The sequence below is a fragment of the Gilvimarinus agarilyticus genome (assembly GCF_000832015.1).
GTDB classification, from domain to species: Bacteria; Pseudomonadota; Gammaproteobacteria; order Pseudomonadales; family Cellvibrionaceae; genus Gilvimarinus; species Gilvimarinus agarilyticus.
This window is the reverse complement of the sequence record NZ_JXCJ01000001.1, coordinates 780,203-803,587: the sequence shown is the minus strand read 5'-3', so window position 1 is coordinate 803,587 and position 23,385 is coordinate 780,203. Positions and strand designations below refer to the sequence as shown.

Annotated in this window: 26 protein-coding genes and 1 tRNA gene; 4 read left to right on the top strand and 23 right to left on the bottom strand. The window is 51.5% G+C overall.

All coding sequences use genetic code 11. From position 1 onward, the window contains the following. Positions 1-233 precede the first annotated feature (233 nt). The 22 genes from SD69_RS03610 to SD69_RS03515 form a co-directional block, all read right to left on the bottom strand. Positions 234-1,454, bottom strand: coding sequence for a hypothetical protein (locus tag SD69_RS03610; protein WP_052480856.1), 1,221 nt, complete (start codon positions 1,452-1,454; stop codon positions 234-236). A gap of 116 nt (positions 1,455-1,570) precedes the next feature. Further along, on the bottom strand, positions 1,571-2,215 hold the full coding sequence (locus SD69_RS03605; protein ID WP_041522126.1) for a DUF2959 domain-containing protein: 645 nt from the start codon (positions 2,213-2,215) through the stop codon (positions 1,571-1,573). A 576-nt stretch (positions 2,216-2,791) separates the two neighbouring features. Further along, positions 2,792-3,052 carry an Imm53 family immunity protein gene (locus SD69_RS03600; RefSeq protein ID WP_052480855.1) on the bottom strand — a complete coding sequence of 87 codons (261 nt, stop codon included), beginning with the start codon at positions 3,050-3,052 and terminating at the stop codon, positions 2,792-2,794. An 80-nt stretch (positions 3,053-3,132) separates the two neighbouring features. Next, positions 3,133-3,235, bottom strand: a tRNA-OTHER gene (locus SD69_RS18685). Then, positions 3,226-4,002 (bottom strand): hypothetical protein, encoded by a 777-nt coding sequence (locus SD69_RS03595; RefSeq protein ID WP_041522125.1) that lies wholly within the window; start codon positions 4,000-4,002, stop codon positions 3,226-3,228. The genes SD69_RS18685 and SD69_RS03595 overlap by 10 nt, the downstream gene beginning before the upstream one ends. A 133-nt stretch (positions 4,003-4,135) precedes the next feature. Continuing rightward, positions 4,136-4,441, bottom strand: a complete 306-nt coding sequence (locus SD69_RS03590; RefSeq protein ID WP_041522124.1) for a hypothetical protein — start codon at positions 4,439-4,441, stop codon at positions 4,136-4,138. 63 nt (positions 4,442-4,504) lie between these two features. Next, the gene (locus tag SD69_RS03585; RefSeq protein WP_041524396.1) at positions 4,505-5,281 is read right to left on the bottom strand and encodes a hypothetical protein; all 777 of its coding nucleotides are present in this window, start codon (positions 5,279-5,281) and stop codon (positions 4,505-4,507) included. Between the two features lie 143 nt (positions 5,282-5,424). Then, on the bottom strand, positions 5,425-5,991 hold the full coding sequence (locus tag SD69_RS18680) for a potassium channel family protein (RefSeq protein WP_157471601.1): 567 nt from the start codon (positions 5,989-5,991) through the stop codon (positions 5,425-5,427). A gap of 148 nt (positions 5,992-6,139) precedes the next feature. After that, entirely contained in the window at positions 6,140-6,613 is a 474-nt protein-coding gene (locus SD69_RS03575) for a hypothetical protein (protein WP_041522122.1), read from the bottom strand. A gap of 129 nt (positions 6,614-6,742) precedes the next feature. Beyond that, positions 6,743-7,078, bottom strand: coding sequence for a GFA family protein (locus SD69_RS19185; RefSeq protein WP_456297717.1), 336 nt, complete (start codon positions 7,076-7,078; stop codon positions 6,743-6,745). Next, positions 7,050-7,145, bottom strand: coding sequence for a GFA family protein (locus tag SD69_RS19280; protein WP_456297716.1), 96 nt, complete (start codon positions 7,143-7,145; stop codon positions 7,050-7,052). The genes SD69_RS19185 and SD69_RS19280 overlap by 29 nt, the downstream gene beginning before the upstream one ends. Before the next feature lie 112 nt (positions 7,146-7,257). Further along, positions 7,258-7,500, bottom strand: coding sequence for a hypothetical protein (locus tag SD69_RS03565; RefSeq protein WP_041522120.1), 243 nt, complete (start codon positions 7,498-7,500; stop codon positions 7,258-7,260). Then, positions 7,500-7,760, bottom strand: a complete 261-nt coding sequence (locus SD69_RS03560; RefSeq protein ID WP_041522119.1) for a hypothetical protein — start codon at positions 7,758-7,760, stop codon at positions 7,500-7,502. Before SD69_RS03560 ends, SD69_RS03565 begins: the two co-directional genes overlap by 1 nt. Positions 7,761-9,139: 1,379 nt before the next feature. Further along, entirely contained in the window at positions 9,140-9,583 is a 444-nt protein-coding gene (locus tag SD69_RS03555) for a hypothetical protein (protein WP_041522118.1), read from the bottom strand. A gap of 18 nt (positions 9,584-9,601) precedes the next feature. After that, a complete protein-coding gene (locus tag SD69_RS03550) occupies positions 9,602-10,537 on the bottom strand; it encodes a lipid kinase (protein ID WP_052480854.1) in 936 nt (311 codons plus the stop codon). After that, positions 10,530-11,327: a DUF1206 domain-containing protein gene (locus SD69_RS03545; RefSeq protein ID WP_052480853.1), complete on the bottom strand. Its 798-nt coding sequence runs from the start codon at positions 11,325-11,327 to the stop codon at positions 10,530-10,532. Before SD69_RS03545 ends, SD69_RS03550 begins: the two co-directional genes overlap by 8 nt. Continuing rightward, complete coding sequence (locus SD69_RS03540) at positions 11,324-12,079, bottom strand: phosphatase PAP2 family protein (RefSeq protein WP_232301147.1); 756 nt, start codon at positions 12,077-12,079, stop codon at positions 11,324-11,326. The genes SD69_RS03545 and SD69_RS03540 overlap by 4 nt, the downstream gene beginning before the upstream one ends. Positions 12,080-12,289: 210 nt before the next feature. Next, positions 12,290-13,528, bottom strand: a complete 1,239-nt coding sequence (locus SD69_RS03535; protein ID WP_041522117.1) for an ABC transporter permease — start codon at positions 13,526-13,528, stop codon at positions 12,290-12,292. Further along, positions 13,525-14,748, bottom strand: a complete 1,224-nt coding sequence (locus SD69_RS03530; protein ID WP_041522116.1) for an efflux RND transporter periplasmic adaptor subunit — start codon at positions 14,746-14,748, stop codon at positions 13,525-13,527. The genes SD69_RS03535 and SD69_RS03530 overlap by 4 nt, the downstream gene beginning before the upstream one ends. After that, positions 14,745-15,917, bottom strand: a complete 1,173-nt coding sequence (locus SD69_RS03525) for an efflux RND transporter periplasmic adaptor subunit (RefSeq protein WP_041522115.1) — start codon at positions 15,915-15,917, stop codon at positions 14,745-14,747. Before SD69_RS03525 ends, SD69_RS03530 begins: the two co-directional genes overlap by 4 nt. Beyond that, the gene (locus SD69_RS03520) at positions 15,914-16,870 is read right to left on the bottom strand and encodes an HlyD family secretion protein (protein ID WP_041522114.1); all 957 of its coding nucleotides are present in this window, start codon (positions 16,868-16,870) and stop codon (positions 15,914-15,916) included. Before SD69_RS03520 ends, SD69_RS03525 begins: the two co-directional genes overlap by 4 nt. Then, the gene (locus SD69_RS03515) at positions 16,851-17,552 is read right to left on the bottom strand and encodes an ABC transporter ATP-binding protein (protein ID WP_269745013.1); all 702 of its coding nucleotides are present in this window, start codon (positions 17,550-17,552) and stop codon (positions 16,851-16,853) included. The genes SD69_RS03520 and SD69_RS03515 overlap by 20 nt, the downstream gene beginning before the upstream one ends. 403 nt (positions 17,553-17,955) lie before the next feature. On the opposite strand from SD69_RS03515, the gene lysA reads away from it, so the two are divergent. The 4 genes from lysA (at position 17,956) to xerC (ending at position 21,788) form a co-directional block, all read left to right on the top strand. Continuing rightward, positions 17,956-19,203, top strand: coding sequence for a diaminopimelate decarboxylase (lysA, locus tag SD69_RS03510; RefSeq protein ID WP_041522113.1), 1,248 nt, complete (start codon positions 17,956-17,958; stop codon positions 19,201-19,203). 72 nt (positions 19,204-19,275) lie between these two features. Further along, positions 19,276-20,106: a diaminopimelate epimerase gene (dapF, locus tag SD69_RS03505; RefSeq protein WP_041522112.1), complete on the top strand. Its 831-nt coding sequence runs from the start codon at positions 19,276-19,278 to the stop codon at positions 20,104-20,106. Between the two features lies 1 nt (position 20,107). Continuing rightward, a complete protein-coding gene (locus SD69_RS03500; protein ID WP_041522111.1) occupies positions 20,108-20,797 on the top strand; it encodes a DUF484 family protein in 690 nt (229 codons plus the stop codon). A 58-nt stretch (positions 20,798-20,855) separates the two neighbouring features. After that, positions 20,856-21,788, top strand: coding sequence for a tyrosine recombinase XerC (gene xerC / locus SD69_RS03495; RefSeq protein WP_041522110.1), 933 nt, complete (start codon positions 20,856-20,858; stop codon positions 21,786-21,788). Positions 21,789-21,986: 198 nt separating this feature from the next. Here xerC and SD69_RS03490 read toward each other — a convergent pair whose 3' ends face one another. Continuing rightward, positions 21,987-23,378, bottom strand: a complete 1,392-nt coding sequence (locus SD69_RS03490) for a DUF1552 domain-containing protein (RefSeq protein ID WP_041522109.1) — start codon at positions 23,376-23,378, stop codon at positions 21,987-21,989. Positions 23,379-23,385: the final 7 nt, after the last annotated feature.

The following is a 23,385-nucleotide window of genomic DNA, read 5'->3' as shown; positions in this document are numbered from 1 at the left end:
GGTAATGCTCACCGCGCTTTAAACACCGAGGCTAAGGCTGGAAGCTTTAATGCTACCAACAATGGCCGAGCGGAGCCAGGCCTAGCGCCGGGTGAGCGAACTGAGTTGACGTGCGAGCATGTTAAATAGATACAGCACCGTCAAAATAGTAATGGGGGCTGCCAGAAAACATAGGCGGGTTCACATAGCAAAAATAACGTGGGCCAAAGCAGGTTAGACCACGGGTAACATTATCAAATCTCTTCATCCACAAAAACCACATGACGAAAATGGTGCTGCTCTTCGAAAGTGGCCCCTAAGGCACCAATGAATAGCCCCAATGTGGTGACGAACAAAGCCACTTGCCAATAGACAGTGAACACAGACATACCGACATCCGAGTCAATCCAGGATGCCACTAAACTCGGGGCGTATAGAAAGAAACCTGCCGATACATTGAGCGCAAGAAGAGCAGAGGCTGTAGTAGCAAGGCCAATTAATACGATAACCACCGCCGAAACATTAGTAATAACAATCTGTTCTCTCATTAGCGACCGGCGCCGTTGAAGTAACAAACGCTGCCTAACGGCGACCAAGGCGGTGGTAACGATCAGGACAATACCCAATAGTATGGCGAGCTTGGTAATGGCTTGGTTGGACGCCAAATGCCAGGATTCTGCGGTAAGCATTAACAGTGTGGTTGTTGAAACTGCCGCCGCCGTAAGGCGTAATAAACGCAACGGAAACTCCCACGGGCGCGCGTGCCTAACCGCGTCAATAATCTCATGTCGGTTGATGTAGGCCGACTGCACGTAAAAGCGCAGGGGCGAAAGCTCGGTCGCCGCTTGGGTTTCTTCCAGGCGGGGGTCAGCAATTTGATGAAGATTGTTTTCAATAGCGCTGAGTTGGCTGCTGTCAAATTCACTCATCTCAGACAGCTCTTTTGGCGATGAGGGAATATGCATAAAATTGCTTTCATCTCTCACCACGGCGAGGCCGTTAAGGTGCCCTAATGAGCGGATGCAAAGCGTGGTTAAACGTTGTGCCACTGTGCTTATCCGCGCGTCTTCATCTACCTCGGCGTCAAACGCATGCGGATCAATCCGGTTGGTAGACACTACCGCTAAATCCAACGCGCTGGATGTAACAGCGATCGAGTAAGGCTTATAACGGCAGGTTAAATCGGCGGCGGTGAACAAAATGGCAAAGTCCCAGCCTTCGGCATCGCGTAAGTCGCTGCCATCGCGTAACAGAGCCGAGGGTTCCTGACGAATGCTCAGTGGCACTTCCTCGCGCTGTACCGCACTAATCCGCCAAGCAAACTGAGGGAACTGTGATTGCAACCAAGTTAGCAGCTGCTCGCGCGAAGATCGAATGGCCTGCTTATCGATACGATCCATACGACCGACAATGACCAGACCAATTTCGATAGGAGCCAGCGCTGAGCAGGCTTTGTCGGGCGACGAACGATCCATGAAAACTCCTGTAATACCCACTGATTTAGCAAGATCACGACAAATACACTAACGTGCCTTACACGTATGGCTCTCATTGTGCATCGCTTGTTCTGAGCGTGAGCAAAAGCCCCCTGCTAATTCTTCAGGCTGCTAATAAACGCCTCCGACTCTGCAATGGATTTTTCCATTTCTCTGATCAGCTGAGCGACCTCAGTGTTCACATTTCCCAGCTCACCTTGCAGAGAATCAATGGCCCGGGCATTTAAGTTATGCTTGAGAAACAAAACCTGGTCCTGAAAGACTTGTAAGACCGGATCCATGCGTGCTTCTGCGCTGCGCATGGCTTTAATAAGCTTTTCGTATTGCTTTTTGGTCTGACGTAACTTGGCTTCACTTTGACGTTTTAGGTTGGCATTGCTGTACAAGTCAATTTCATCTTCCCACTCATCAAACAAGGCTTCTGAGACATCCTCTACCGAATTAATTCGCTCAGACACCTTTTCAGCCGCTGCTTTACTGTCTTCGTATTCGTCGTTAAGTTTCTCGTAGCGCTCAACCAGATTCTGGTCTTCAATCGTAACAATCGATTGGTATTGCTCCAGCGCGGATTCAAACTGCTCTTTAGCATCGGTTTGCGACTCTTGCGCCGACTCCACACGATCAATCATGATATCGCGCTTGTGAACTCCGGCCTTCTCCATCGCCCCGTAATACATTGACTGACAACCCGCCAGAGTGACAACAAGAAAAGAACTAAGAACCCAACGATTTACCAACATGCATATCCACCTTTCGCTTGATTGGTTGAAAAACCCATAAATGCCCACCGATATCGCCTAGTGAATTGTCAAAAGAGCACTGAAATTGTGAATATTGCTCTCTTAGCACTGCGAACGACGTGTTTTAGGGCAACTCTTAAAGAAGAACATGATACAAGCATGATTTGTACCATCCAGCTGGCGATACTAGCGCGAAGATGGGAGTGCGGGATTGCTTGCGTTGAAGCGATGGGTAATGAGTATGGATTGCCCCTGGATCTCTATGTTTCGACCGACTTATGTTATCAATGGGGTCAAAATGCAAAGAGTTAACGCTCGCCTCTGTTGACTACCTGCAGGGCCTACGCACTCGCTACCTGCCTCGGCAGCACCAATATAAAATAATACCTGACGTGCTGTCTTAAACATTTCAGTGTCAGTGCCATCTAGCAAATCTGTTAAGGAGTTTGCTGTTCTCTGGAACATGCACTCAACGCCTAGTGAAATTTCACACCCAGCGTTGGCTGTCGCTCTGCCGCTGCTTGTTAAGCATTAGAGTTTGCTCAGGCTACAAAAACTGAAATAAGCTCCTGAAGTTTATGCGGCCCACCGTATCCAGCGATACTTGCCCTCCTCAATGCGAGTGACAAGCCAATTATCCCCACTTTCCCCCGCTTCGCCCTCAACACCGTACGAATACTCCTCAAAAGGTACATTCTCTAGGTTAGTGTCATTCATATCGATTCTTGGCTCCCAATCCGGATTATCGATATTCCCAACTTCAATACCATACGTATGCGCCCAATCATCATTGCATTGAGAAACATACCAACTTTTAAGTTCTTCTAGTCCGTTCATTGTGGATGCTTAACGCCGCGGTCTGCGGCAAATTTGAAGCGCAGCGTGAAATTTGTCCGACAGCAGCGCTTTGTTAGCAGTGGTGGCTCATTCCAGAGTTGAACTGGAACCCTCCCCTTCAAGAAAGCTCTTGATTTAAAAGCCCTCTTGAAGGGGGATGCTCTACCGTTAAGCTAATGAGCCAATACTTTTAGTGCTCTATTCTGATCAATTCCATACTCATTCTTGAGAAAACCCAATGCAGCGTTACTCTTTCTTGATTCATTATAGTTCGGCCAGTTTTTGTATGGAATTAATGACTTAAGTCTTTCGTCGCCAGGATCAAGAGTAGCGTCAAACTCAGGGAGAATATCTAACAAGGTTCTTGCAAACAGTTTAACATCATGAAAATCCAGCTCTTCGTAGCTGTTTGGTGCACCAGACATACCGTAGTGGGACTTAACACTGAGCAGACTATTCGTATGATCCTGAAAATACTTGCGAACCGCACTTCCATTCTCTTTGGACGGATGCACGATGGTATTTCTAGCTAACCTATAGTAGTCAATGAGGTCCATCTGACACTGAACAATATCGCCTAGCTTTTTAATATCATTCAATGAGATATTTCTCTGAAATTCTTCAAAGGGAGTATCTTTTTTGTCCGAAGACCACTCTCTTCCTTGAAGCTCAAAAAAGATTTTCCGAAAGGAACTCAGATATAGATCGAATCCGCTGTAAACGTTAACAATATTCAGTCGAGAAGCGCTGCTTAACACATGCTGTGACTGCAAGCCATCAACTTTAACCTTATATCTTTTGGCCACTTCAGCCCACGGGTCGTTTATATCCAGATCTAACCCGACATCATCCGTAAACAATATGGCGACATGAATGCCTGCGGATGTCGCAGTCAGCTCGCCTATGAACTTTTTGAAGTCTCTAAAGCAATGCGTGGAAAACTTACTCAAGCTCTGAACTCCATTGAAATGCTAACGCCCGCCACACAGGCAAACGAAACGGAGTGTAGTGAGTCCAGCCATATTCGCCTTTCGCCTTTCGCCTTTCGCCTTTGGCGATTGTGCTGGCGCTTGTTAAATGTTTTTACCAAAACCGCTTCTTATCCTTTTGATAGCATTTATATGCGACAACCCAAAATGATATGAGAGCTATTAATGCAGCTTTATCGTATTTCTTGGCCGCTTTATGAGCAATGACATCTTGGATGCCTTGGGCTCGCCCATGCAATTCAAGGTTTTCTAGCATGTACCCGCCGAGCAGATGAATGCCAATGAAAAAGAAAAAGAAAAAGAAAAAGAAAAAGAAAAAGAAAAAGCTAAGTATTATTGCCCACTGAGTCTTCTTGGATAAAGCTAGGATATACAAGAATTCGTTTAACCAGCTTGGCATAAGCTCTCCGTAGCTTTGGATAATTAACGCCGCATTCAACGGCTTGTCCGCTGCAATGCTTTGTTAAGCATCGGGTTCTAGTTCAGGATTACTATCCGATAGATCCGCATCTGTTACTTTTTCTAGCAAATATCGGATAGGTTTGGTTACCATTTTTTTCAGCTTGAGAGCTCTAGCAGTGAATGAGTCCAATTTATCAATTAGCTCGCCTAATCGCTGTAACACGTCAGGATTTTGGGATGCTGCTTCTTTTAATTCCTCTTGGTTAGCTACTACAGCTCCGATAGTCCCTTGAAGCGATTCCTTAAGCCCTTTAGCACCTTTAATTCTATACATACTTATTGAGCTTCTTAAGCGTTCCACTTCTTCAAGGAGCGCCAATCGCAGAACATCTGGAAGAGATGAATTAAATACCGATTCAAACAAAGCTTCCGTTTTCGAAATTATTTCCGCTAAGTCCTCATCCGATAAGGTATCTTCCGTGTAAAATGTGGACAACTCTTCTGCGCAAAACTGTAATCTTGTTAGTGCCTCATCGGTTAGGTGTTGTTTGACTGAACTCCAATTAGTGCCCAAATTAAGCGGGAAAAATGCTCGGTTAATTTGATTGAATGATTTCAAGTACAATTGGTGATTCAACTGGTTGTTCATCTTTATTAGGGATTGAATCTCATTTGAAAGAGAGTATAGCTCCACAACCGCTTTAGTAATTGCCACTTCATCCTGCTCAATATCTAGCACGGATGCCCAAACCGCTCGAACCTTGTCTTGATCCTTTCGTCTTTTCGCATCGGACAATATCTTGTGCAATCTTCCCGCAGGATTACTTTCGTCAATCAAGTGTGGTGCTCCTTCCATTGCTTAACGCCGCCTTAAGCGGCAAATTTGAAGTGGAACGTTTTTGCGTTAGCGTAGCGTAAAACGCAAAAACGAGCCACGGAAAATTTGTCCAGCCCGCTTGCGGGCGAGGCTTTAAGGCCTTGTTAGGTTTTGTTACTGATTTCTATACGTTTTAACGCAATAGAAGCAACAATGCCAGCCAATACAGCAAACCCCATAAAACCAATAATGGCTTGAACCGTAGCTATTAACTCAGACCAAAAGTCATTTGGCACAATATTACCAAAGCCGACGGTAGTAAGAGTTATGGTACTAAAATAAAAATGCTTCCAAGTCCCTGCTATTGGCACATTATTTTCAGTAACTGAGCAAAACATATATAAGCAAGCAAATATTGCAATGTAATTAAGTACAATAAATGGAATAGTAATTTTTAAAATAGCTGAATCCCATTTTGGTTGTATTGCTTGTGACATGATCGTTGTCCAAGGTTTATAAATACCTTGAGCAAACCACAGACCTAAAAAGCTAACAATTAAAAAAGGCCACGGAGACCACCAAGCAGTTAACCAATAAATAGAGTGAATTAAAAGGACAAATATAAAGATTGCAACTCTAACTTTATTTAAAGTTATCGACTCTCCAAACCTAGAGCCCCCAATCCATAGACCGAAACTTTCTGCTCTAGTCTTATTATCTTGATTATCCACTAAACCTCCATTTATGCGAACATTTGTAGTAATGCTGAAAGAAACCTAACGCCGCAAGCAACTGCAGCTGTAACGGAACTTGTGTTTGTGCGAAGCTTTTCCCGCACGAACACAAGTGGAGAGTAAGCTGTCAGATTGCCTTGCTTTGTTATGCACTTAATTTCTCTAAAGCTTGAGTTGCTGACGATATCACATGACCATGCTCTTCTGACATAAGTTCCAGCACACACTCGAAACAAACTAGTTGCTCATGTGACAACCAAGAGTAACGATCCATAGCCGATTCATCACCTTCATTGATGTATTCGAGGTCATATATAAAGGTGTCGGTAATTGTGCTGAATCTGTCAGTGCAGAGAACAGCCTTGCGCAGCAGATTTGGCAGTAACCACGACATTCCTTTTGCTGATATATTGGACAGCTCGGAATGTAGGTAGGTAATGCCATCCATTGGAATTTTCGCCTCCTTATAAATCTGCATGTGCTCAACCAAGTAGCGACAAATACAGTCTTCTGGCCCCTGGTTAGTTAATTGATAACCAACAGGCTTTGGCTGAAATGGAAATGCATTCCCGACCATTTCGAAAACTTCTTCCCGAGTTTTATAACCTTGATACGTCATAGGATGATTGCATAACGCCGCGATCAGCCGCGGCTTACTTTGTGTGCCTTTTGCACGAAAATGGGAGCGCAGCGACCGTGCAAAAGGTGCACAAAGTAAGACGTCGGCTGCATTGCATTGTTAGGCGGATCACCCACTGTAGCCCGCTACGTGCTGCTTCGCTCCGCCTGCAATCTCCTCCCAACTAGCCTTTGACCCGATATAAAGATGATGAGTAATTCTAAGAGTACTATCATCCGAAGTGAGTAAGCTTGCAGGGATATACATATTATTTTCATCATTTTCTCCTGGCACAGGAGAACTACAGACTTCACAAAAACTAGTTTGCCAGTCATGCCCAGGTTTAGACCATTGGCGAATCTTTCCCTCGCCTTGCAGCCAATTGAAATCGTCTTTAGATGCAATGCAAACAGCAATTCCCATGCTGCCAGTTGAATTACTGGCAGATCGAGCAATGGCATACAAATATATCTGACAGTGCTCTGTCTATTTCGAAAGAAACTGCCCCGCAATTACATTTTCCTTTTGGCATTACTCTGAATTCCGATTTTACGCCTAACGCCCGCAGCACGCGCGGCTTTGTAGTGAAGGCGAGGCCGCAACGGAAAAGCCGTCGCTGTGCCTGCGATTGTTAGGTGCCACCTTTACCATAGCCTCCATTTTGATTTTGGTTTACGCCAGGAGCCCGACCAAAGCTCATAGTGATCCAGAGTAGCGAGCTTTCCGAAAACAGCTCGCTCACCAAGAGTATTAACGACTTTTGTTGGGATGGAGAGTCCGAAGAAACCATTTTCAAGGGGAAAAAACTCAATTTCCCCAAAAAACTCGTCAAACACTGACTCAACCCTCTTGGGATTTTCCGTTTTTACTACTGCTTGAATCCCCATCAGCTTTTAAACTCCAAAATACAGTCTTGACCAAGAGCTTGACGAATTTGGTCGATCACATTGTCGGATACCACTTGCCCACGTATGTCATAGATGAGGCGACAGCTTTGTAAATGCGAAGGTAATTGTGAAGCCCCAAAAGCTATCCGACCACGGTTGTAAGCAATACTCATCTCGATTGCTTCGGAATTTTCGAGGCTGTGATTAGCTATAAGAATGTACTCGCCTCGGTCTTCACTCACGAATTCTGGTGTGAACATGGTTGTGGTACCTAACAGCTAATTCATGCGACTAAGTCGCACTTTTCCCTTTCACCCTATCTCCACTAATGGTCGACTCGAAAAATAGCATAACCTTTTGAAAACACAGTGAAAGTTGGTTGTTTTGAAACATCTTTGTTTGGTAAATGTGCGACTTAGTCGCACATTTACCGCATCCAGTGGACCTATCTGAGTTGTCGAAAGGTACAATTAACCCACTGAAAATAATGGCTTTTTAGTTAACTCTAGGAACTCTACCGCGCGGTGTTCAAGGGTTTTCCCCTGAAAACGAACAGAAAAAGAAGGGCATGCGCTGACTCTTAGATACTGCCCTGTCCCACCCCCAGCCTCCTGGCTAAGCCACTGATTATAGTTGTACTGAGTGACAACAATAAACGCATGTTTAATGAAGAAAATAGTGCCATGGGGAAACCCGTTTTGCAATGGGGTTTACGTCTGATGTCGGAGGTCTGACGTCAGACGCCAATGAAATGCCATACAGTTATAGAACAACGAACTCACGTGAGTTTCGGTCGCAGTCGAGAAAATGCCTTCGGGCCCGCAGAGTGGCACACCTGGGGCCCCTGAGAGCGAGCCGAACGCAGACCTATTTTAGGGGGTAAGCAAACAGGACGTTCGCGCAAGTATCGCCAGGGCATGGAGAAGGTGAATGCCGAAGGCAGAGAGGCCGGCCTGGGCCGCGTCCTGTCGATACGGCCCCCTAAAATCGGCTGGAGTGAGGGAACCCGCATAGCTACAAGGATGTAGCGTAGTAGAACAACGCAGGAGCAGTTGCCGAGGGCCGTGAACCGGGGTGCGTTTGACGTGCATGGATGCACTAATGCAGCGAGCGCATGGACGCGCAGGAGCAGCATTGATTACTTCTTGTCGCACAACAAGAAGTAATTCGCCCGCCCGGCGACTGAGGGCACACAAAGTGGGTAAGCAACCAATGTACTCGTTTGCCGCCCAGACTACTACGTAAGGAGCAAAGCCACTGGATACCGGTCAAGGCCGGTATGACGCTGTAAGTAAACAGGAGAAGGTGAATGCCGCAGGCAGAGAGGCCAGTCTGGGCCGTGCTTTGTCGACACGGCTTGCAAAAATAGGCCGGAGCGAGGTAACCCGAATCGCTACAGGGATGTAGTTGAATAGAACAACGTAGGAACAGCATTGATTGCCTCTTGTCGCACAACAAGAAGTAATTCGCCCGCTCGGCGACTGAGGGCACACAAGGTGGATAAGCAACCAATGTACTCGTTTGCCGCACATACTACGACGTAAGGAGCAAAGCCACTGGATACCGGCTCAAGGCCGGTATGACTCAGTAAGAAAACAGCCACGCCAACATCACCTTATTAACAGGCTGATGACCACACTTAAGCCGCAGGCGTGGTTTTAAGCTTTTCGCGCGCCACCTCAATACTTTGTAAACAAGCGCGGCGCAGCGTGGGGTAATCTTTGTCTATGACTTCCATCTCGGGCGCTTTTATTAAGTGCTCAAACTCCTGTTCCCCTTCAAGCCGCTGCGCCATAACATCGGCCGCCTGATCGGCGGAGAAGACCGCCTCTAGCCGTTGCAGTAAATGCTCGCCGGTTTCGCGGTCGGCATCGGGTACGGAGGGTAAATCGCCGGCATCGCGGATGGCCTCTTCGGCCTCATCCGCGAGTAAGTCTCGCGCCTCGGCCAGAGTTTCAAACAGCTTGCCGGTTCGCTCGTCTGTGACAAACTCGGCCGCGTAGCGATAGTGGTCGGCGCTTTCCATTAAGGCGACGTGTAAATCGTTAAGGGCAACTTGCAGTTCAGTGCGTAATACACTCATGATAGGCATCCTGTTACATCAACTGTCACTGTGCGGCGCGGGCTCAGTGGGCTTGGGGGCCAGCACCTCGAGCGCCTGGGGCAGCACATAAAATTTGGCCGGTGTGTGTGCAACCGGCTCGCCGTCGGCGTGAATCGCCATACGTTTACGACCGGTATTAATGTCTATCTGCCGGGCCTGAATATTAAACACCCGATTATTGTAACGCTGGCGACCATCGCGTAACAGCGGTGCCAGGGTTAATAATTCCCAGACGGTTTGCGGGCGTAAGCTGTAGAGCGATAATTTACCATCGTCGATGCGGGTGTTTTCATCCACAATGTTACCACCACCATAGTAGCGGCCGTTACCAATCGCCAGCTGAATGGATCGCTGCCGGTAGTGTACGCCATCCACCGACAGGCTCGCTTTAAATTGCTTAACCCGTGCGAGTGCGGCAAAAAATGCTTTTAGATAGCTGAACACACCCCAGTGTTTCTTTACGTCTTGGGTGAGCTCTTCAGTGACTTTAACGCCTAAGCCAAGATGCGCCACATTAAAAAAGTAATGCTCGTTAACCACACCCAAATCGATGCGCTGGCGATACCCGGCGGCAATTACCGCAAAAGCCTCTGGCAATTCACCCGACAACCCCAACGAACGCGCTAAATCATTAGCGGTACCTAACGGTAATACGGCCAGGGGCAACTGACACTCATGTAAGGTGCCAGCCATCGAGCTTATGGTGCCATCACCGCCCCCCACGATAACCAAATCGAGCGAGTCTTTACGCTCCAGCACGGCCCGACGGCTTTGCTCCGGCCCCTCAGAGGCAAGTCGCTCGAGCTTAATACCCGCTTGCTCGAGCTGCGCAATGCCTTCATCCAGCTGCGCCTCGGCGCCCTGACGCGCTTTAGGGTTCACGATTAATAAAGCGTTGCGTATCGGTTGGTTGTGCATAGCGGGGTTATTCATCGTTATCATCAATACGACGATAGATCGCCTCAAGTAAACTGTAACAGCCAAAAGCCACTAAGCCCGCTGCAACCACCCCTAACAGCCAGGCGCCGTAGGCACTATCGCGCAGCGCGTTGAGCGCATCGGCGATCCCTTTAACATCCGAGCTTTGAGCGACAATCGCCGAGCGGGCCAGAATCGCGCCAATCAAAATCAACACGGCGCCGCGAGCGACCAAGCCAAAACGACACAGCGGCTGCATCCAGCTTACCTGAGAAGGCGGTAAACGCATAAATTTTTGGTAACCGACCTTCCAGCCTTTTACCATATGAGCAATACCCGCCACAGCCATACCCACACCGATAGCCCCCAGCAACCACAACCCCGGATCGCTAGACAGCCAAGTGGGCTGACCGCCGCCGCCATCATCACCAGACCAAATTAATTTAGCTGTAAATAAGGCAAGCGCCGCGTGAGTGACTGCACTGATTAACAAGCCGGCGCGCACGCCTAACCCCTTTGCCGAGGTGCCATGATCGTCACTATCGGTCAGGGCCTGTGTCGTGCGCCAAACCACATAACCAATCAAACCAAGCACCAATAAAATCAGCAATATTTTGCCAAACGGTTGTTGCGCAATTTCGCGCACCGCGCCTCTACTGTCCGTGGTTTCGCCGCCCAAGCCAACGGCCGTTAAAATCGCCAGAGAGCCCACCACCAAATAAACCAATGCCCGTGCGGCGTAGCCCATACGCGCTAGCACACCAATGGCTGAAATATCATTTGTATTAACTGCCGTTGTGTTCATTGCAATGCCTTATCAGTGGAGGGGCCATCTAAGGCCGTAGGGTTATCAGACTCGGGCTCTACCTGCCCGCGCTTTTGTAGCCAGCCGGCCAATAGCCAGCAAGCCAGTGCCCAACCGGCACCCGCCGTCCAGCCAGCCAAAACATCGGTGGGCCAATGCACGCCCAAATACACGCGGCTCATACCCACTAGCAGCGTAATCGTAAAGGCCACCAGCAAATAATACGCTTTTAACCTGCGTCGCTTTTCGGCCCGCGCCAACAGGGCGCCCAGCGTTAAATAAGTGGCGGCGGCAACCATGGAATGGCCACTGGGAAAACTTGCGGTGTACACCTCGGCGCCGTGGGGGACTAAATCAGGCCGGTCGCGCTCATAGGAGTCTTTGAGTAACGTATTGGCCCCGAGCGAGCCCAGAGAGGCCGCAAGTACGACTAAGGCCAAGCGGCGACGCTGACATAGCACTAAATAGCCCATCACGACCAGGGTCAGCAAGGTCAGCACAACATTGCCGCCGAGTGCGGTTATATCGCGCCCCATCTCTTCGACCCAACCGGGGCCGATGGGGTCGGACACGTCGTCGGCGCTGCGCATCATCAGCAATACGCTGCGATCAAACTCGTGGGTTTCACCGTCGGTCACCTCATCGGCAATCTCGGCAAATACCCAAATAGACGCCAACAGCGCAAACACCACGCACATAACCGTGAGTTCACGGCTACCAAGCCAGGTAAAAAAGCGATTAAATCCCATCATCCCCGTTAACCTATTATCCGTTTTTACAATCGATTGAACATTAGAACTATAGGCTATAGCAAAATTGGCGCCATCCGCGCGAGGCCGTACAACGCGGGCTGGGAACCTATTGATAGAACAATACGATGTAAATAACGGCGGCCGCCGGTAGAGTTTGCAAAAATGTGGGAAGGGCTAAGCGCTGACCGAGCGGTCAGCGCAGAACGAGAGTTAATCGTGTTGCAGTGCGGTAATCGGATCCAGCTGAGAGGCTTTTATCGCCGGGTAAATGCCAAAAATCAAGCCGGTAGCCGTGCAGAACAAAACCGCCACCACCACAGCATTCAGTGACCATGCCACCGGCCAGCCGGCAAAGGTAGAGATTACCGCCGCCAAACTAAACCCTAAAACAATACCCAACAGGCCACCAATACCGGCAATGGTAACACTCTCGATTATAAATTGATCGCGTACATTTTTTTCCGTCGCACCAATGGCTCGCAACAAACCGATCTCGTTAGTGCGCTCCAGCACTGTGGCAAGCATGATATTCATAATGCCGATGCCGCCCACCAGCAATGAGATGCCGGCCACGCAGGACATAATAATATTAAAAATACGCTGGGTTTGTTCGTGCTGGTTAAGCAGCTCGGCGGGCACCACAATATTGTAGTCCTGCTCCTGGCCATGGCGCCGATCCAGTAGGTGCGCTAAGTTTTTAGCGGCTGCCTGAGGGCTAACACCCGGGCTCAACTCAACCCGAAACGCGTCGATCTCGGAGGCCATATCGCGAAACTCAAAACGCTTAAGCGCGGTTTCAAGCGGCATATAAATGCGGTTATTTTCACCGGATAATTGCACGCCTTGAAAGTTATCTTTACTTAAGTTTTTGCTTTTTAGCACGCCCACCACCTCTAACCACAAGTGATTAACCTTAATGGTTTGGCCGATGGCATTACCGCGGGGAAACAACTGGTTAGCAACCGCCGTACCGATAACCACCACTTGGCGGTAGTAACGGTTGTCATCATCCGTCAACCAGCGGCCGCGCTCCACCTCTAAACTGCCGAGTTCATTTAAACTTGGGGTAACCCCCAGCACTTCACTGTCACTGTCGGCGTTGCGGCTAAACAGCGCGTACACCTCAATCTTTTTTTCAGCGCTGTAGTTTAGGGCAAAGGGTAAGGTCTCCATGCTGGCGCGCACATCCTGCAGCGATAGCCCCACCGAGTGTTTGCGCACGTCGCGCAGGCGCTCGCCATAAATCGCTTTTTCTTCCACCAACACATTGCGCAGCCCCATGGACTCGATCAGCTGTAGCGCCTCTTTTTCGGCACCTTCGCCCACACTGACCATGGCAATAACCGCACCGACGCCGAAAATCATTCCCAATAACGTTAGAAAGGTGCGTAAGCGGTGAAACCACAGTTGCTCCAGCGCTTCGAGAAAACTATCTTTTAGCTTTTTCACAGTGTTTCTCCTGCGGGCTTAAGCAGCGCCACGCGATCGCCTTCGGCAATACCATTCACTACTTCCGTTTGCGTCAGGCTGCGCAGACCGGTGGAAATCACTTGCCGCGCAAATCCACCGCCACGCATTACATACACCCACGACTCGTGTTCATCTTTAAACACTGCCTGATTGGGGATGCTTAAGGCGTTATCTTTAAAAGCCACCTGCACCTCCCCTTCTAGTTTTTGCCCTGGCCGCATAAAGCTCGGATCGGATTCATCGAGCGTTACCGTCACCTCAAAGTACTTAGTAGGGCTGCGTCTATCTCGCGGTGCCGCTATATTGGCCAGCGCCACCACTTTTCCGCTGAGCGGGCGGTCTGCGTAGGCATCCAGAACAATGTCGGCCCGCTGGCCAATTTCAATACCGGCGGCTTCGGTTTCTAGCACATACAAGCGCGCCTGAAGTTTTTCTAAACTGGGGATAGAGCCAAGCTTAGAGCCCGGCCACAGTGTTTGTCCGGCGCGCACTTTATCTCCACGCCAGTTTTTGGCGTGGATCAGAATGCCGTCGACAGGCGCCACCACCTCTAGATTTGACAAGGCGCCCTGACGCAACTTGATTTTATCCTGATAGTTTTTACCCTCAAGGCTCAGCAGCTGCAGCTGCGCTTCTCCTTGAGTTTGCTGGGAGTCCTGCCGCCAGTCGAGGTACAATTGTTGTGCCGACAAATAATCTTTACTCAGCAGCTGATCGATAATTTCATTTTTTGAGTAAACCGTTAAATCGTCAACGCTAAAGCGCTCCACCATGGCTTTCTCTTGCGCCACTTCGCCCGCCTGCTGCACAATCGCAAACTGACTTTGATCCAGCCCACGGGAAGTTACATCGCGCGACAAGGTGTTTTTTTCCAGCTCCAGCTCGGCGCGCTGCTTTTCCAGCTCGTGCTCGGTGCCGTCAAAACGGGCCACCACATCGCCGGCGTTAACCCGGCTGTTTTCTTCTTTCATCCAGGCTAACGTCAAACGCCCGCGATTGCCCGACGGTGCATTAATGGTGACCTCCTCGGCCGAAATCAATTCGCCCTTGGCTGGCACACTAAATTCAAACGGCTTGGCGGTAACGGTCATGGTTAAGGTGGTTGACTCTGGCGCTTTTGAACACGCCACGAGAGCGACGGCAAGAACCGCGACAACACCTATATGAAGTAATTGTCCTACGCGTTTAAACTCACTCACAAAATCACCTCATCGCCATCATCGAGGCCCTCGGTAATAATCGCCTCGCCCCCTTGCCGCGCTGCCACGGTAACCTCTTGCTCTCGCTCGCCGGCAAGCCCTTGGACGCGCACATAAGCGTTATCGTCGCGATACATCAGCGCGTGTTGCGGCACCGCCACCGCATCAGATTCGATGCGCTGCACAATGGACAACCGCGCCGCCATGCCCGGGCGCATGGCGTCCGTATCGGGGTTATCGATACTCACCACCGCGTCAAATACTTTGCTGGGCTCGCGACGGGATTTTAACCGTACTATCCGGCCTAAAGATTCTACTTTGCCGGTAAAGGTGCGCTCGGGCACCGCGTCTAACTTGATCTCTACCCGATCACCAGCAGCGACTTTGTGGGCAATTTGTTCCTCTACAGTGGTTTCAATGATCAAGGTATCTAAGTCCGGCAGCTCGATCACTTTTTGAATCACTGAAAACTGGTCGCCCTCGGCGGGTTTTTCGCCATCATTGTTGGGCTTGTAAACGACGATACCAGGCCGTGGAGCCTCGATGCTCATTTCTTCTATCGCCTGCTGCTGCTCATTGACCTCAGAGCTAAGCCGGGACACCTCGGTTTCGGTAATCTCCCGGTCAACCTTCATCTGGCTAATGCGGTTGGCACGGCGGTAATCGACCATGGCGTAGTTAAGTTCAGCCACTTGTCTATCGATGCGCAACTTCTCGACCTCAAGACGCGCCATTAAATCATCCACGTTGCTCGATTTAAGCGTGGCTTTCTCCAGCTCCATTTTTGCCTCAGCCAAATCCAGCTCTAGCTGTTCGCGCTCCTGTTTATTATCCAGCGCCTGACTTTCTAACCGTTGCTGCTCGGTGGCCAGTGCATTTTGCAAATCGCGCAGTCGCGAGTGCTGCTGCTGAGCATCAAACGCCATAATGCGGTCACCGGCTTTTACCCAAGTACCCTCGGGAATCAAATACGATAACTTGTACTGCCAGGTGTATTTAACTTTGGGCGGCCCTATCTCGATGGTGCGGGCCGAAGCCAGCTCGCCGGTGGTTTGTATCGCCAGCGGGATATCGGTTTTTTTGACCACAAGTGTTGGCCCATCGCTGGCGCCGCAAGCGGCCAACAACCCAGCCAACGCTAAAGCACTGACGGCGCGATATATCCTCATGGCGACTCCTCCGCGCTTATCTCTACCAGCACACTCATGCCGGGCAACAACCCCAGTGACGGTTTATTATCAAACCGAATATCCACATCGATATAGCCCGAGTCGCCCCAGTGGTTTTTAGGCTCGGCTTGCTTGCCGATACGCTCGATAACGCCCGACACTTTAAGCTCGGGGCGCGCATCAAAACCAATACTGACTTGCTGTGCCTCATACACTTTGGCGATGTCCACTTCGTTCAGCCAGGCGCGCACATGTAAATCATCGGTTGAGGGAATCTCCAGCACGCTGAACCCGCGCTCTACCGAATCGCCCTGCCGGATTTTATTGCGTGTCCAGGGGTGGTCTACATACATAGCGGTGCCCGCGCGGGCGCTGTGCTGCGTCATGCCATCGAGCATCAATTGCACCCGGCGCAGCTCGTTTTGCGCTCCGGAAATTTCTACCTGGCTGCGTTGTTTTTCGGCGATCACATCGGCTTTTTTTACCTCGAGTGCTTTGCGGGTTTCCACCTCATCGTTAATCGCCTGAGTAAGCGCCAAACGGTACTGCTCATATTGCAATTCACTGAGTAGCTCACTGGGGATGCCGGCATCAAGCTTCGCTTTTTTTAGCGTGAGTAGCGCCACGTCGTACAAGTGCTGCGCCTCGCGCAGTGCCAAATCTTGAATTAAATCATTGCGGCGACCCTCGGCTTTGGCTTTGCGCAAACCCGCCTCTAACTGCTCAAGGTTGGCCGCCACACTGGCCGACTCGTATTGCACGACTGCATCGCCAGGCTCTACGCGGGTGCCCTCTTCTACCATCCAGGCAATTTGCACCATCCACTCATCGGTTTCCGGGGCGACAAACATTTGTGAATCGCGCGCGGCTACTTCGCCGCTTAACAGCAAAGGCTCGGCCCACGCCTGCAGGCCAATCAGTGCCAACAGTAAACTACACAGTGCGGGGCGCATTGACTTCCACCTTTTCTATTTGACCGTCGCGCATATGAATGACCTTTTGGGCGTATTCAGCAATCTCGGGCTCGTGGGTCACTAAAATAATGGTTTGTCCGGCGCGGTGTAGCTCGGTAAAAAGCTCCATAATTTCCACCGAGGTTTTGCTGTCGAGGTTGCCGGTCGGCTCATCAGCAAAAATAATCTTGGGGCGGTTGACCAGCGCGCGGGCAATGGCGACGCGCTGGCGCTGGCCGCCGGATAATTCGTTGGGAACGTGCTCTAACCGGTTTTCGAGGTTAACCCGTGCCAGCATATCGCAGGCGCGCTGGCGCGCCTCGGCAGGCTCGATATCGGAGTACTTAAGCGGCAGCATGACATTGCGCACGATATTAAGCCGCGGCAAGAGATGAAACGACTGAAACACAAAGCCGATGTCGCGGTTGCGCACAGCGGCCAACTCGTCATCGCTCATGCTGCTGACCTCGCGCCCGCCCAGGCGGTAGCGCCCAGAGGTTGGCTGATCGAGGCAGCCCAATATGTTCATTAACGTGGATTTGCCCGAGCCCGAGGGGCCCATAATGGCGATAAACTCGTTCTCGGCAATGGCAAAGCTCACGCCCTGTAGCGCTGCCACGGAAATTTCTCCGCTGCGATACTCTTTGCGTAGCGCCTCGAGCTCAATAATGGTCTGATTCAAAACATCCGTCCTGTAAGGTGCGCCGCAATTTACCCAATTATTGGAATATTGCCCTGTAAGGCAGTTAGGTTTTGGCCACCGAGTCCTTTTGTACAATGTAGTCTAATGCGCCGCAAGAAAGGAAGTGCAAAGAAACGCGACCCGCCCGCCGCCTGCGCTTGCCGCATAATTGTTCCCATCAGAGCCGGCGGTTATACTAGCCGTTTTGTTCGCCCAGAAACCAGTGACCAGTCTATGACGTATCAAGCAAAGACGTATCGACCTATGACGTATCTAGGGCTTTTATGTGCCACCGTCCTTATCTGCCTCAGCACCGGCTGTGGTCAGCAGGGGCCTTTGTACCTGCCCGCTGAAGACCCCGCCCCGTCGGAAGAGCCAGCTGAATAGCCCGAGAGAGAATTCTATGTCCTTTTTTACCGAGCGCAGCGGCCAGCTGTATGCCGAGGATGTGCGCTTAAGCGACATCGCCGAACAGTACGGCACCCCCGCGTATGTCTATAGCCGCGCCGCGTTTACCCAGCATTATCTGGCCTACGCCCAGGCGTTGGGCCAGCACCCCGGCATGATTTGCTACGCCGTTAAAGCCAACTCGAATATCGCGCTACTGAACTTACTGGCCCGTTTAGGGGCGGGTTTTGACATCGTCTCGGGCGGCGAGTTAGAGCGGGTACTAACCGCCGGTGGTGACCCCAAACGCATTGTCTTCTCGGGCGTAGGCAAAACCGCCGCGGAGATGGCTAAGGCGTTGGCGGTAGGCATTCACTGCTTTAATGTCGAATCGGAAGCCGAGCTTGAGCTGTTAAGCCAGGTCGCCACCGAGAAGAACAAAACCGCGCGGGTCTCGCTGCGGGTCAACCCGGATGTAGACGCCAAGACACACCCGTACATCTCGACCGGGCTTAAAGAGAACAAATTTGGCATTGATATTAACCGCGCGCCGGTGGTTTACCGCCGCGCCGCCGAACTGCCTAACATTGATATTCAGGGCATCGATTGCCACATTGGCTCGCAGCTAACCGAGTTAGACCCATTTTTGGATGCGCTGGACCGGCTGCTGGTGCTGGTGGATAACCTCAGCGCCGACGGCATTCAGATCAGCCACTTGGATTTAGGCGGCGGCTTGGGCGTGACCTACCGCGATGAGCAGCCACCCGAGGTGGCCACCTATATGGAGGCCATTAAAGCCAAAATCGGCGACCGAGAGCTGGCGTTGATGTTTGAGCCGGGCCGCTCGATTGCCGCCAACGCCGGCGTGTTGTTAACCAAGGTGCTTTATCTAAAGCCCACCGAGGCGCACAATTTTGCCATTATCGATGCCGCCATGAACGACAATATTCGCCCGGCGCTGTATCAGGCCTGGCAGGATATTCGCCCCCTGGCGCCGTCGAGCGGCGAGGTAAAACGCTGGGACTTGGTAGGCCCGGTGTGCGAAACCGGTGACTTTTTAGGCAAAGACCGCGATTTAGCCCTCGCCCCCGGCGATTATCTGGCGGTAATGTCCGCCGGCGCCTACGGTTTTACCATGGCCTCAAACTACAACACCCGCGCCCGGGCGGTAGAGATTTTGGTCGACGGCGACCAAATCCACGTGATTCGCGAGCGCGAGAGCTTTGTCGATATGATTCGCGGCGAGCACATCGTCGAGCAATAGTACGGCTAATGAGCAAAGACGGGCCATTTACGATAAAATGCCCTGTCTTTTAATTAAGCATCAGGAACTCCTATGCGATTGCGGTTTACAAAAATGCACGGCCTTGGCAACGACTTTGTTGTCATCGACGGCATCAGCCAGAAAGTTCGCCTAAGCGCCGACAAGGTGCGGGCACTGGCCGATCGCAATTTTGGTATCGGCTGCGATCAGGTATTGCTGGTCGAGGTGCCCAATTCGCCGGACGTCGATTTCTGCTATCGCATCTTTAATGCCGACGGCTCTGAGGTAGAAAACTGCGGCAATGGCGCGCGTTGCTTTGCGCGCTTTGTGCGCGATCGCCGCCTCACCGGTAAAAACGTGATTCGGGTGCAAACCGCCTCTGGGGTGATGGTGCTCACTGTCGATGAGCAGGACAACGTCAGCGTCGACATGGGTGTGCCGGTATTAACCCCCGCCGAAATCCCCTTTAACGCCGACAATCGCGCCGTGGTGTACCCGCTAAACGTGGGCGACCACGACATCAGTGTATCGGCCGTCTCCATGGGCAACCCTCACGCAGTGTATGTGGTAGACGATGTTAACAGTGCTCCGGTGGCAAGCCTCGGACCACTGATCGAATCACACCCGCGGTTTCCCCGTCGTGTTAACGCCGGCTTTATGCAGGTGCTAAACGCCGGCGCTATTAAGCTGCGGGTGTACGAGCGCGGCGCCGGCGAAACCCTCGCCTGCGGCACCGGCGCGTGTGCGGCGGTGGTGGCCGGGCGCCTGCGTGGCATCCTCGACGAGCAGGTCGAGGTCGAGCTGCCCGGCGGAAAGTTACACATTCAATGGGCCGGAGAAGGTCAGCCAGTGATAATGACAGGCCCGGCGACCAGCGTATTTCACGGACAGGTCAAGATTTAATATGACGGATAACAACACGCCCCCCATGCCCAGCGCCTCGGATGTGGTGCGTTATTTAATGGCGCACCCACAGTTTTTCTCCGAGCACCCGGCGCTTTTGGCCGAGATCGAGCTGCCCCACGATAGCGGTACAGCCATCTCACTGGTGGAGCGGCAAGTGGCCGTTTTACGTGACCGCAACATGGATATGCGCCACCGCTTAAGCCACTTGCTGGACAACGCCCGCGACAACGACCGCCTGTTTGATAAAACCAAACGGTTAATTTTAGAGCTGCTCGAGGGGCAAGATTTAGGCGATATTATCGACGCGCTGCACTACAGCTTTGATAAAGAGTTTGGCATTCACTACACCCGCACCCTACTGTTTGGCGACGCCGGCGCCATTGGCGGCTCGCAGGCTCGCGTCGTCAGCCTGCAAGAGGCGCGCGATAACATCGGTGCCCTGCTAAAAAGTAATCGCTCGTTTTGCGGTAAGCTGGGTGACAAAGAAAAAGCGTATTTGTTTGGCGATGCCGCCATGCAAGTGGGCTCGGCCGCGACCGTACCGCTGACTAACGGCCAAACATTTGGCCTTTTGGTTATTGGCAACCGCGATCCTAAATACTACCGCTCCAGTATGGGCACCCTGTTTTTGGCCTATATTGCCGAGGTGCTAAACCGCTTGTTGCCGCGCTACTTACCTCAGGCGTAAAGCGGCGCCGGGCGGCGCGTGCAACCTACAGCCTGTTAACCGGCTTTAAGAGAGGCTTATGCTCACACCCGAAGCACTGCCACTGGCGCGCGAAGTCGAAGCCTTTAGCCAATTTCTAAAAATCGAGAAGCAGCTCTCCGAGCGCACTCTCGATGCCTACCGGCGCGATTTGCGCAAGCTGCAAGAATACGCTCACACGCGCAACCTACAGTCTCTGGATACCATCAACCATCAGGAAATTCGCCTGCTGTTAGCGCAACAACACCGCAGCGGTAACGGTGGTAAAACACTCGCCCGCTGGCTCTCGGCGCTGCGCAGTTTTTTTCGTTTTGCCATTAAACGCGGTTGGCTTGAGGCTAACCCCGCCGATGGTTTGCAGGCGCCCAAGTCGCCCAAAAAATTACCTAAAACCCTCGATGTGGATCAGGCCGGACAATTCGTGCAGCTGGATGGCGACGATTTTATCAGTCTGCGCGATGGCGCCATGGTCGAGCTGATGTATTCGTCGGGGCTGCGTTTGGCGGAGCTGGTAAGTACCAACGTTCAAGATATTGATTTGACCGGTGCCAGTATCCGGGTAACCGGTAAGGGCAACAAGCAACGCGAGTTGCCGGTGGGGCGTTTTGCCGTTGCCGCGGTTAAGCGCTACTTAGGCGTGAGGGAGCTGCACGCTAACGCCACCGAACCGGCGTTGTTTGTGAGCCAGCGGGGCAATCGTATCAGCCACCGCAGCGTGCAGGCACGGCTAGAACAAATCAGCTTGCGCCAGGGCATGGGCCAACCGGTGCACCCGCATATGCTGCGCCACTCGTTTGCCAGCCATATGCTCGAATCAAGCTCGGACTTACGGCTCGTGCAAGAGCTACTAGGTCACGCCAATATCTCTACCACTCAAGTCTACACTCACCTGGATTTTCAGCACTTGGCCAAAGTGTACGACAGCGCTCATCCGCGTGCGCAGCGCCGTCGCCAGGATGACGACACAGAGTAATCCGGCTAACGGGCAGGCAAAAAAAAGCGCGGCCAATAGCCGCGCTAACACAATACAGAGAAGAGCCCATGTATGTCATCCACCGGAATGAATGCAGATTTTTAGAGTACTCAGCCTAACCTTGCAATTCAACGCTATGCATACGTATACACACGTGGTCGCCGCCTGAATACGTATGCACTTACGTTAACGCCGCGCTTACACCACGCCGCCGCTCCAGTGCGCTTCAGGCAATGAATTTACGCCCATCAAGCGCGCGACATCGCCAAACAGTTGATGCGTACCCCAGATGCGCTGTGGGCTTTCATTGCTGCCATTGCCGCAATGAATTATTCGCCCGGTACTTAGCGCGCCGCCTGCGCCACCGGCTAACGTGACCGAGCCCGCCGCACCTCCGTGCTGAGAGCCATCGCCCACCTCGGAGAACATTACCACCAAAGTGTCGTCCAGCAAGCCTTTATTGTTTAACTGCTCCAGGGTATAGGCCAGCAACGAGTGGTACCAGCGTACCTGCGCCGTGTGGGGCACATCTCCCGGCCGGTGCGATGCACTGTGGCTGGCAAACTCGTTATACCAGCGCGTCATGGGTGCCACGGTGCCGGCATTTTGTGAGGGTTTGATTCCTTGGACGATGGCCTGCTGTGCCATTTGCCAGCACTCATCGTAAGAGTAATTAACCAGGTTGCCGTTTTCGTCGCCTTTGGATAACTGTAAGGTTGCCACCCGGTGCAAACCACAAGAAAACGCCCCGACGATATTATCAATTTGTGCGCGGCATAAATGCGGAAACATTTGCCACTCGGTTTGACTCAGTGCCTGGGTAGAGTTTGCAAACGGATCGGCCAGTACATCGGTATTAAAGGCGCACTCACCCAACTGCACACCGGCCTGATCTTTTAAGCGTTTCAGAGCGTTCTCATGAATCGCCAGCTTATCGCGGCGAACACTGTCGAGCGTGGCATTGGCGAGCGAGTCAAAGTCAGACAATATAGTTTCATACACGCGCTGCATTTCGTCGGTTTGCGGGGTGTCGTCGTTACCAAGACCCAGCGCTAATTTTGCGGCAACATCGCGGGGGTCATTATTCGGAATAGGCCGCTCGGTCGTTGCCACGTTACGCGGTTTAGAGATCATGATATCGGATTTGGGGCCCGTGCGAACCCCAAGGCTGAGCACCCCTTCACTGCCCAACTGCTCGGCAATTAAATGATCAATGCTGGCGCTGGCGGTACTGATTTGATTATTACCTGTAAGGATGCCGCGCATATCGTTGTAGTGGGCACCGGCGCCGGCGCCGATATCCAGAGTCAGGTTTTTTAACACCACTAAGCGATCGTACCAATTGGCCAGAGGCCCCAAGCCAAAACTCAGCTCGCCGGAACCACTACTGATGCCACCATCAAACTGAGCTGGACGCCAGTTATAAGGAACCACCCCGTTGGGGTAATACAAAAACAGTACCCGTTGTGCCTGACCTGACTGGGCATAAACGCTCTGACCTAGCATTTGCCCAACAATGGGCAACATTGCTCCGGTACGCGCCATATTAATTAACAGTTTACGCCGAGACCGATTGATTCTTGTTGTCATGTTAATT

Coding starts and splice junctions, on each gene's coding strand:
- SD69_RS03610 (WP_052480856.1), bottom strand. CDS start 1,454: ATGGATCGTTCGTCGCCCGACAAAGCCTGCTCAGCGCTGGCTCCTATC.
- SD69_RS03605 (WP_041522126.1), bottom strand. CDS start 2,215: ATGTTGGTAAATCGTTGGGTTCTTAGTTCTTTTCTTGTTGTCACTCTG.
- SD69_RS03600 (WP_052480855.1), bottom strand. CDS start 3,052: ATGAACGGACTAGAAGAACTTAAAAGTTGGTATGTTTCTCAATGCAAT.
- SD69_RS03590 (WP_041522124.1), bottom strand. CDS start 4,441: ATGCCAAGCTGGTTAAACGAATTCTTGTATATCCTAGCTTTATCCAAG.
- SD69_RS03575 (WP_041522122.1), bottom strand. CDS start 6,613: ATGACGTATCAAGGTTATAAAACTCGGGAAGAAGTTTTCGAAATGGTC.
- SD69_RS19280 (WP_456297716.1), bottom strand. CDS start 7,145: ATGCCAAAAGGAAAATGTAATTGCGGGGCAGTTTCTTTCGAAATAGAC.
- SD69_RS03565 (WP_041522120.1), bottom strand. CDS start 7,500: ATGGGGATTCAAGCAGTAGTAAAAACGGAAAATCCCAAGAGGGTTGAG.
- SD69_RS03560 (WP_041522119.1), bottom strand. CDS start 7,760: ATGTTCACACCAGAATTCGTGAGTGAAGACCGAGGCGAGTACATTCTT.
- SD69_RS03555 (WP_041522118.1), bottom strand. CDS start 9,583: ATGAGTGTATTACGCACTGAACTGCAAGTTGCCCTTAACGATTTACAC.
- SD69_RS03550 (WP_052480854.1), bottom strand. CDS start 10,537: ATGAATAACCCCGCTATGCACAACCAACCGATACGCAACGCTTTATTA.
- SD69_RS03545 (WP_052480853.1), bottom strand. CDS start 11,327: ATGAACACAACGGCAGTTAATACAAATGATATTTCAGCCATTGGTGTG.
- SD69_RS03540 (WP_232301147.1), bottom strand. CDS start 12,079: ATGATGGGATTTAATCGCTTTTTTACCTGGCTTGGTAGCCGTGAACTC.
- SD69_RS03525 (WP_041522115.1), bottom strand. CDS start 15,917: ATGAGGATATATCGCGCCGTCAGTGCTTTAGCGTTGGCTGGGTTGTTG.
- SD69_RS03520 (WP_041522114.1), bottom strand. CDS start 16,870: ATGCGCCCCGCACTGTGTAGTTTACTGTTGGCACTGATTGGCCTGCAG.
- lysA (WP_041522113.1), top strand. CDS start 17,956: ATGTCCTTTTTTACCGAGCGCAGCGGCCAGCTGTATGCCGAGGATGTG.
- dapF (WP_041522112.1), top strand. CDS start 19,276: ATGCGATTGCGGTTTACAAAAATGCACGGCCTTGGCAACGACTTTGTT.
- SD69_RS03500 (WP_041522111.1), top strand. CDS start 20,108: ATGACGGATAACAACACGCCCCCCATGCCCAGCGCCTCGGATGTGGTG.
- xerC (WP_041522110.1), top strand. CDS start 20,856: ATGCTCACACCCGAAGCACTGCCACTGGCGCGCGAAGTCGAAGCCTTT.
- SD69_RS03490 (WP_041522109.1), bottom strand. CDS start 23,378: ATGACAACAAGAATCAATCGGTCTCGGCGTAAACTGTTAATTAATATG.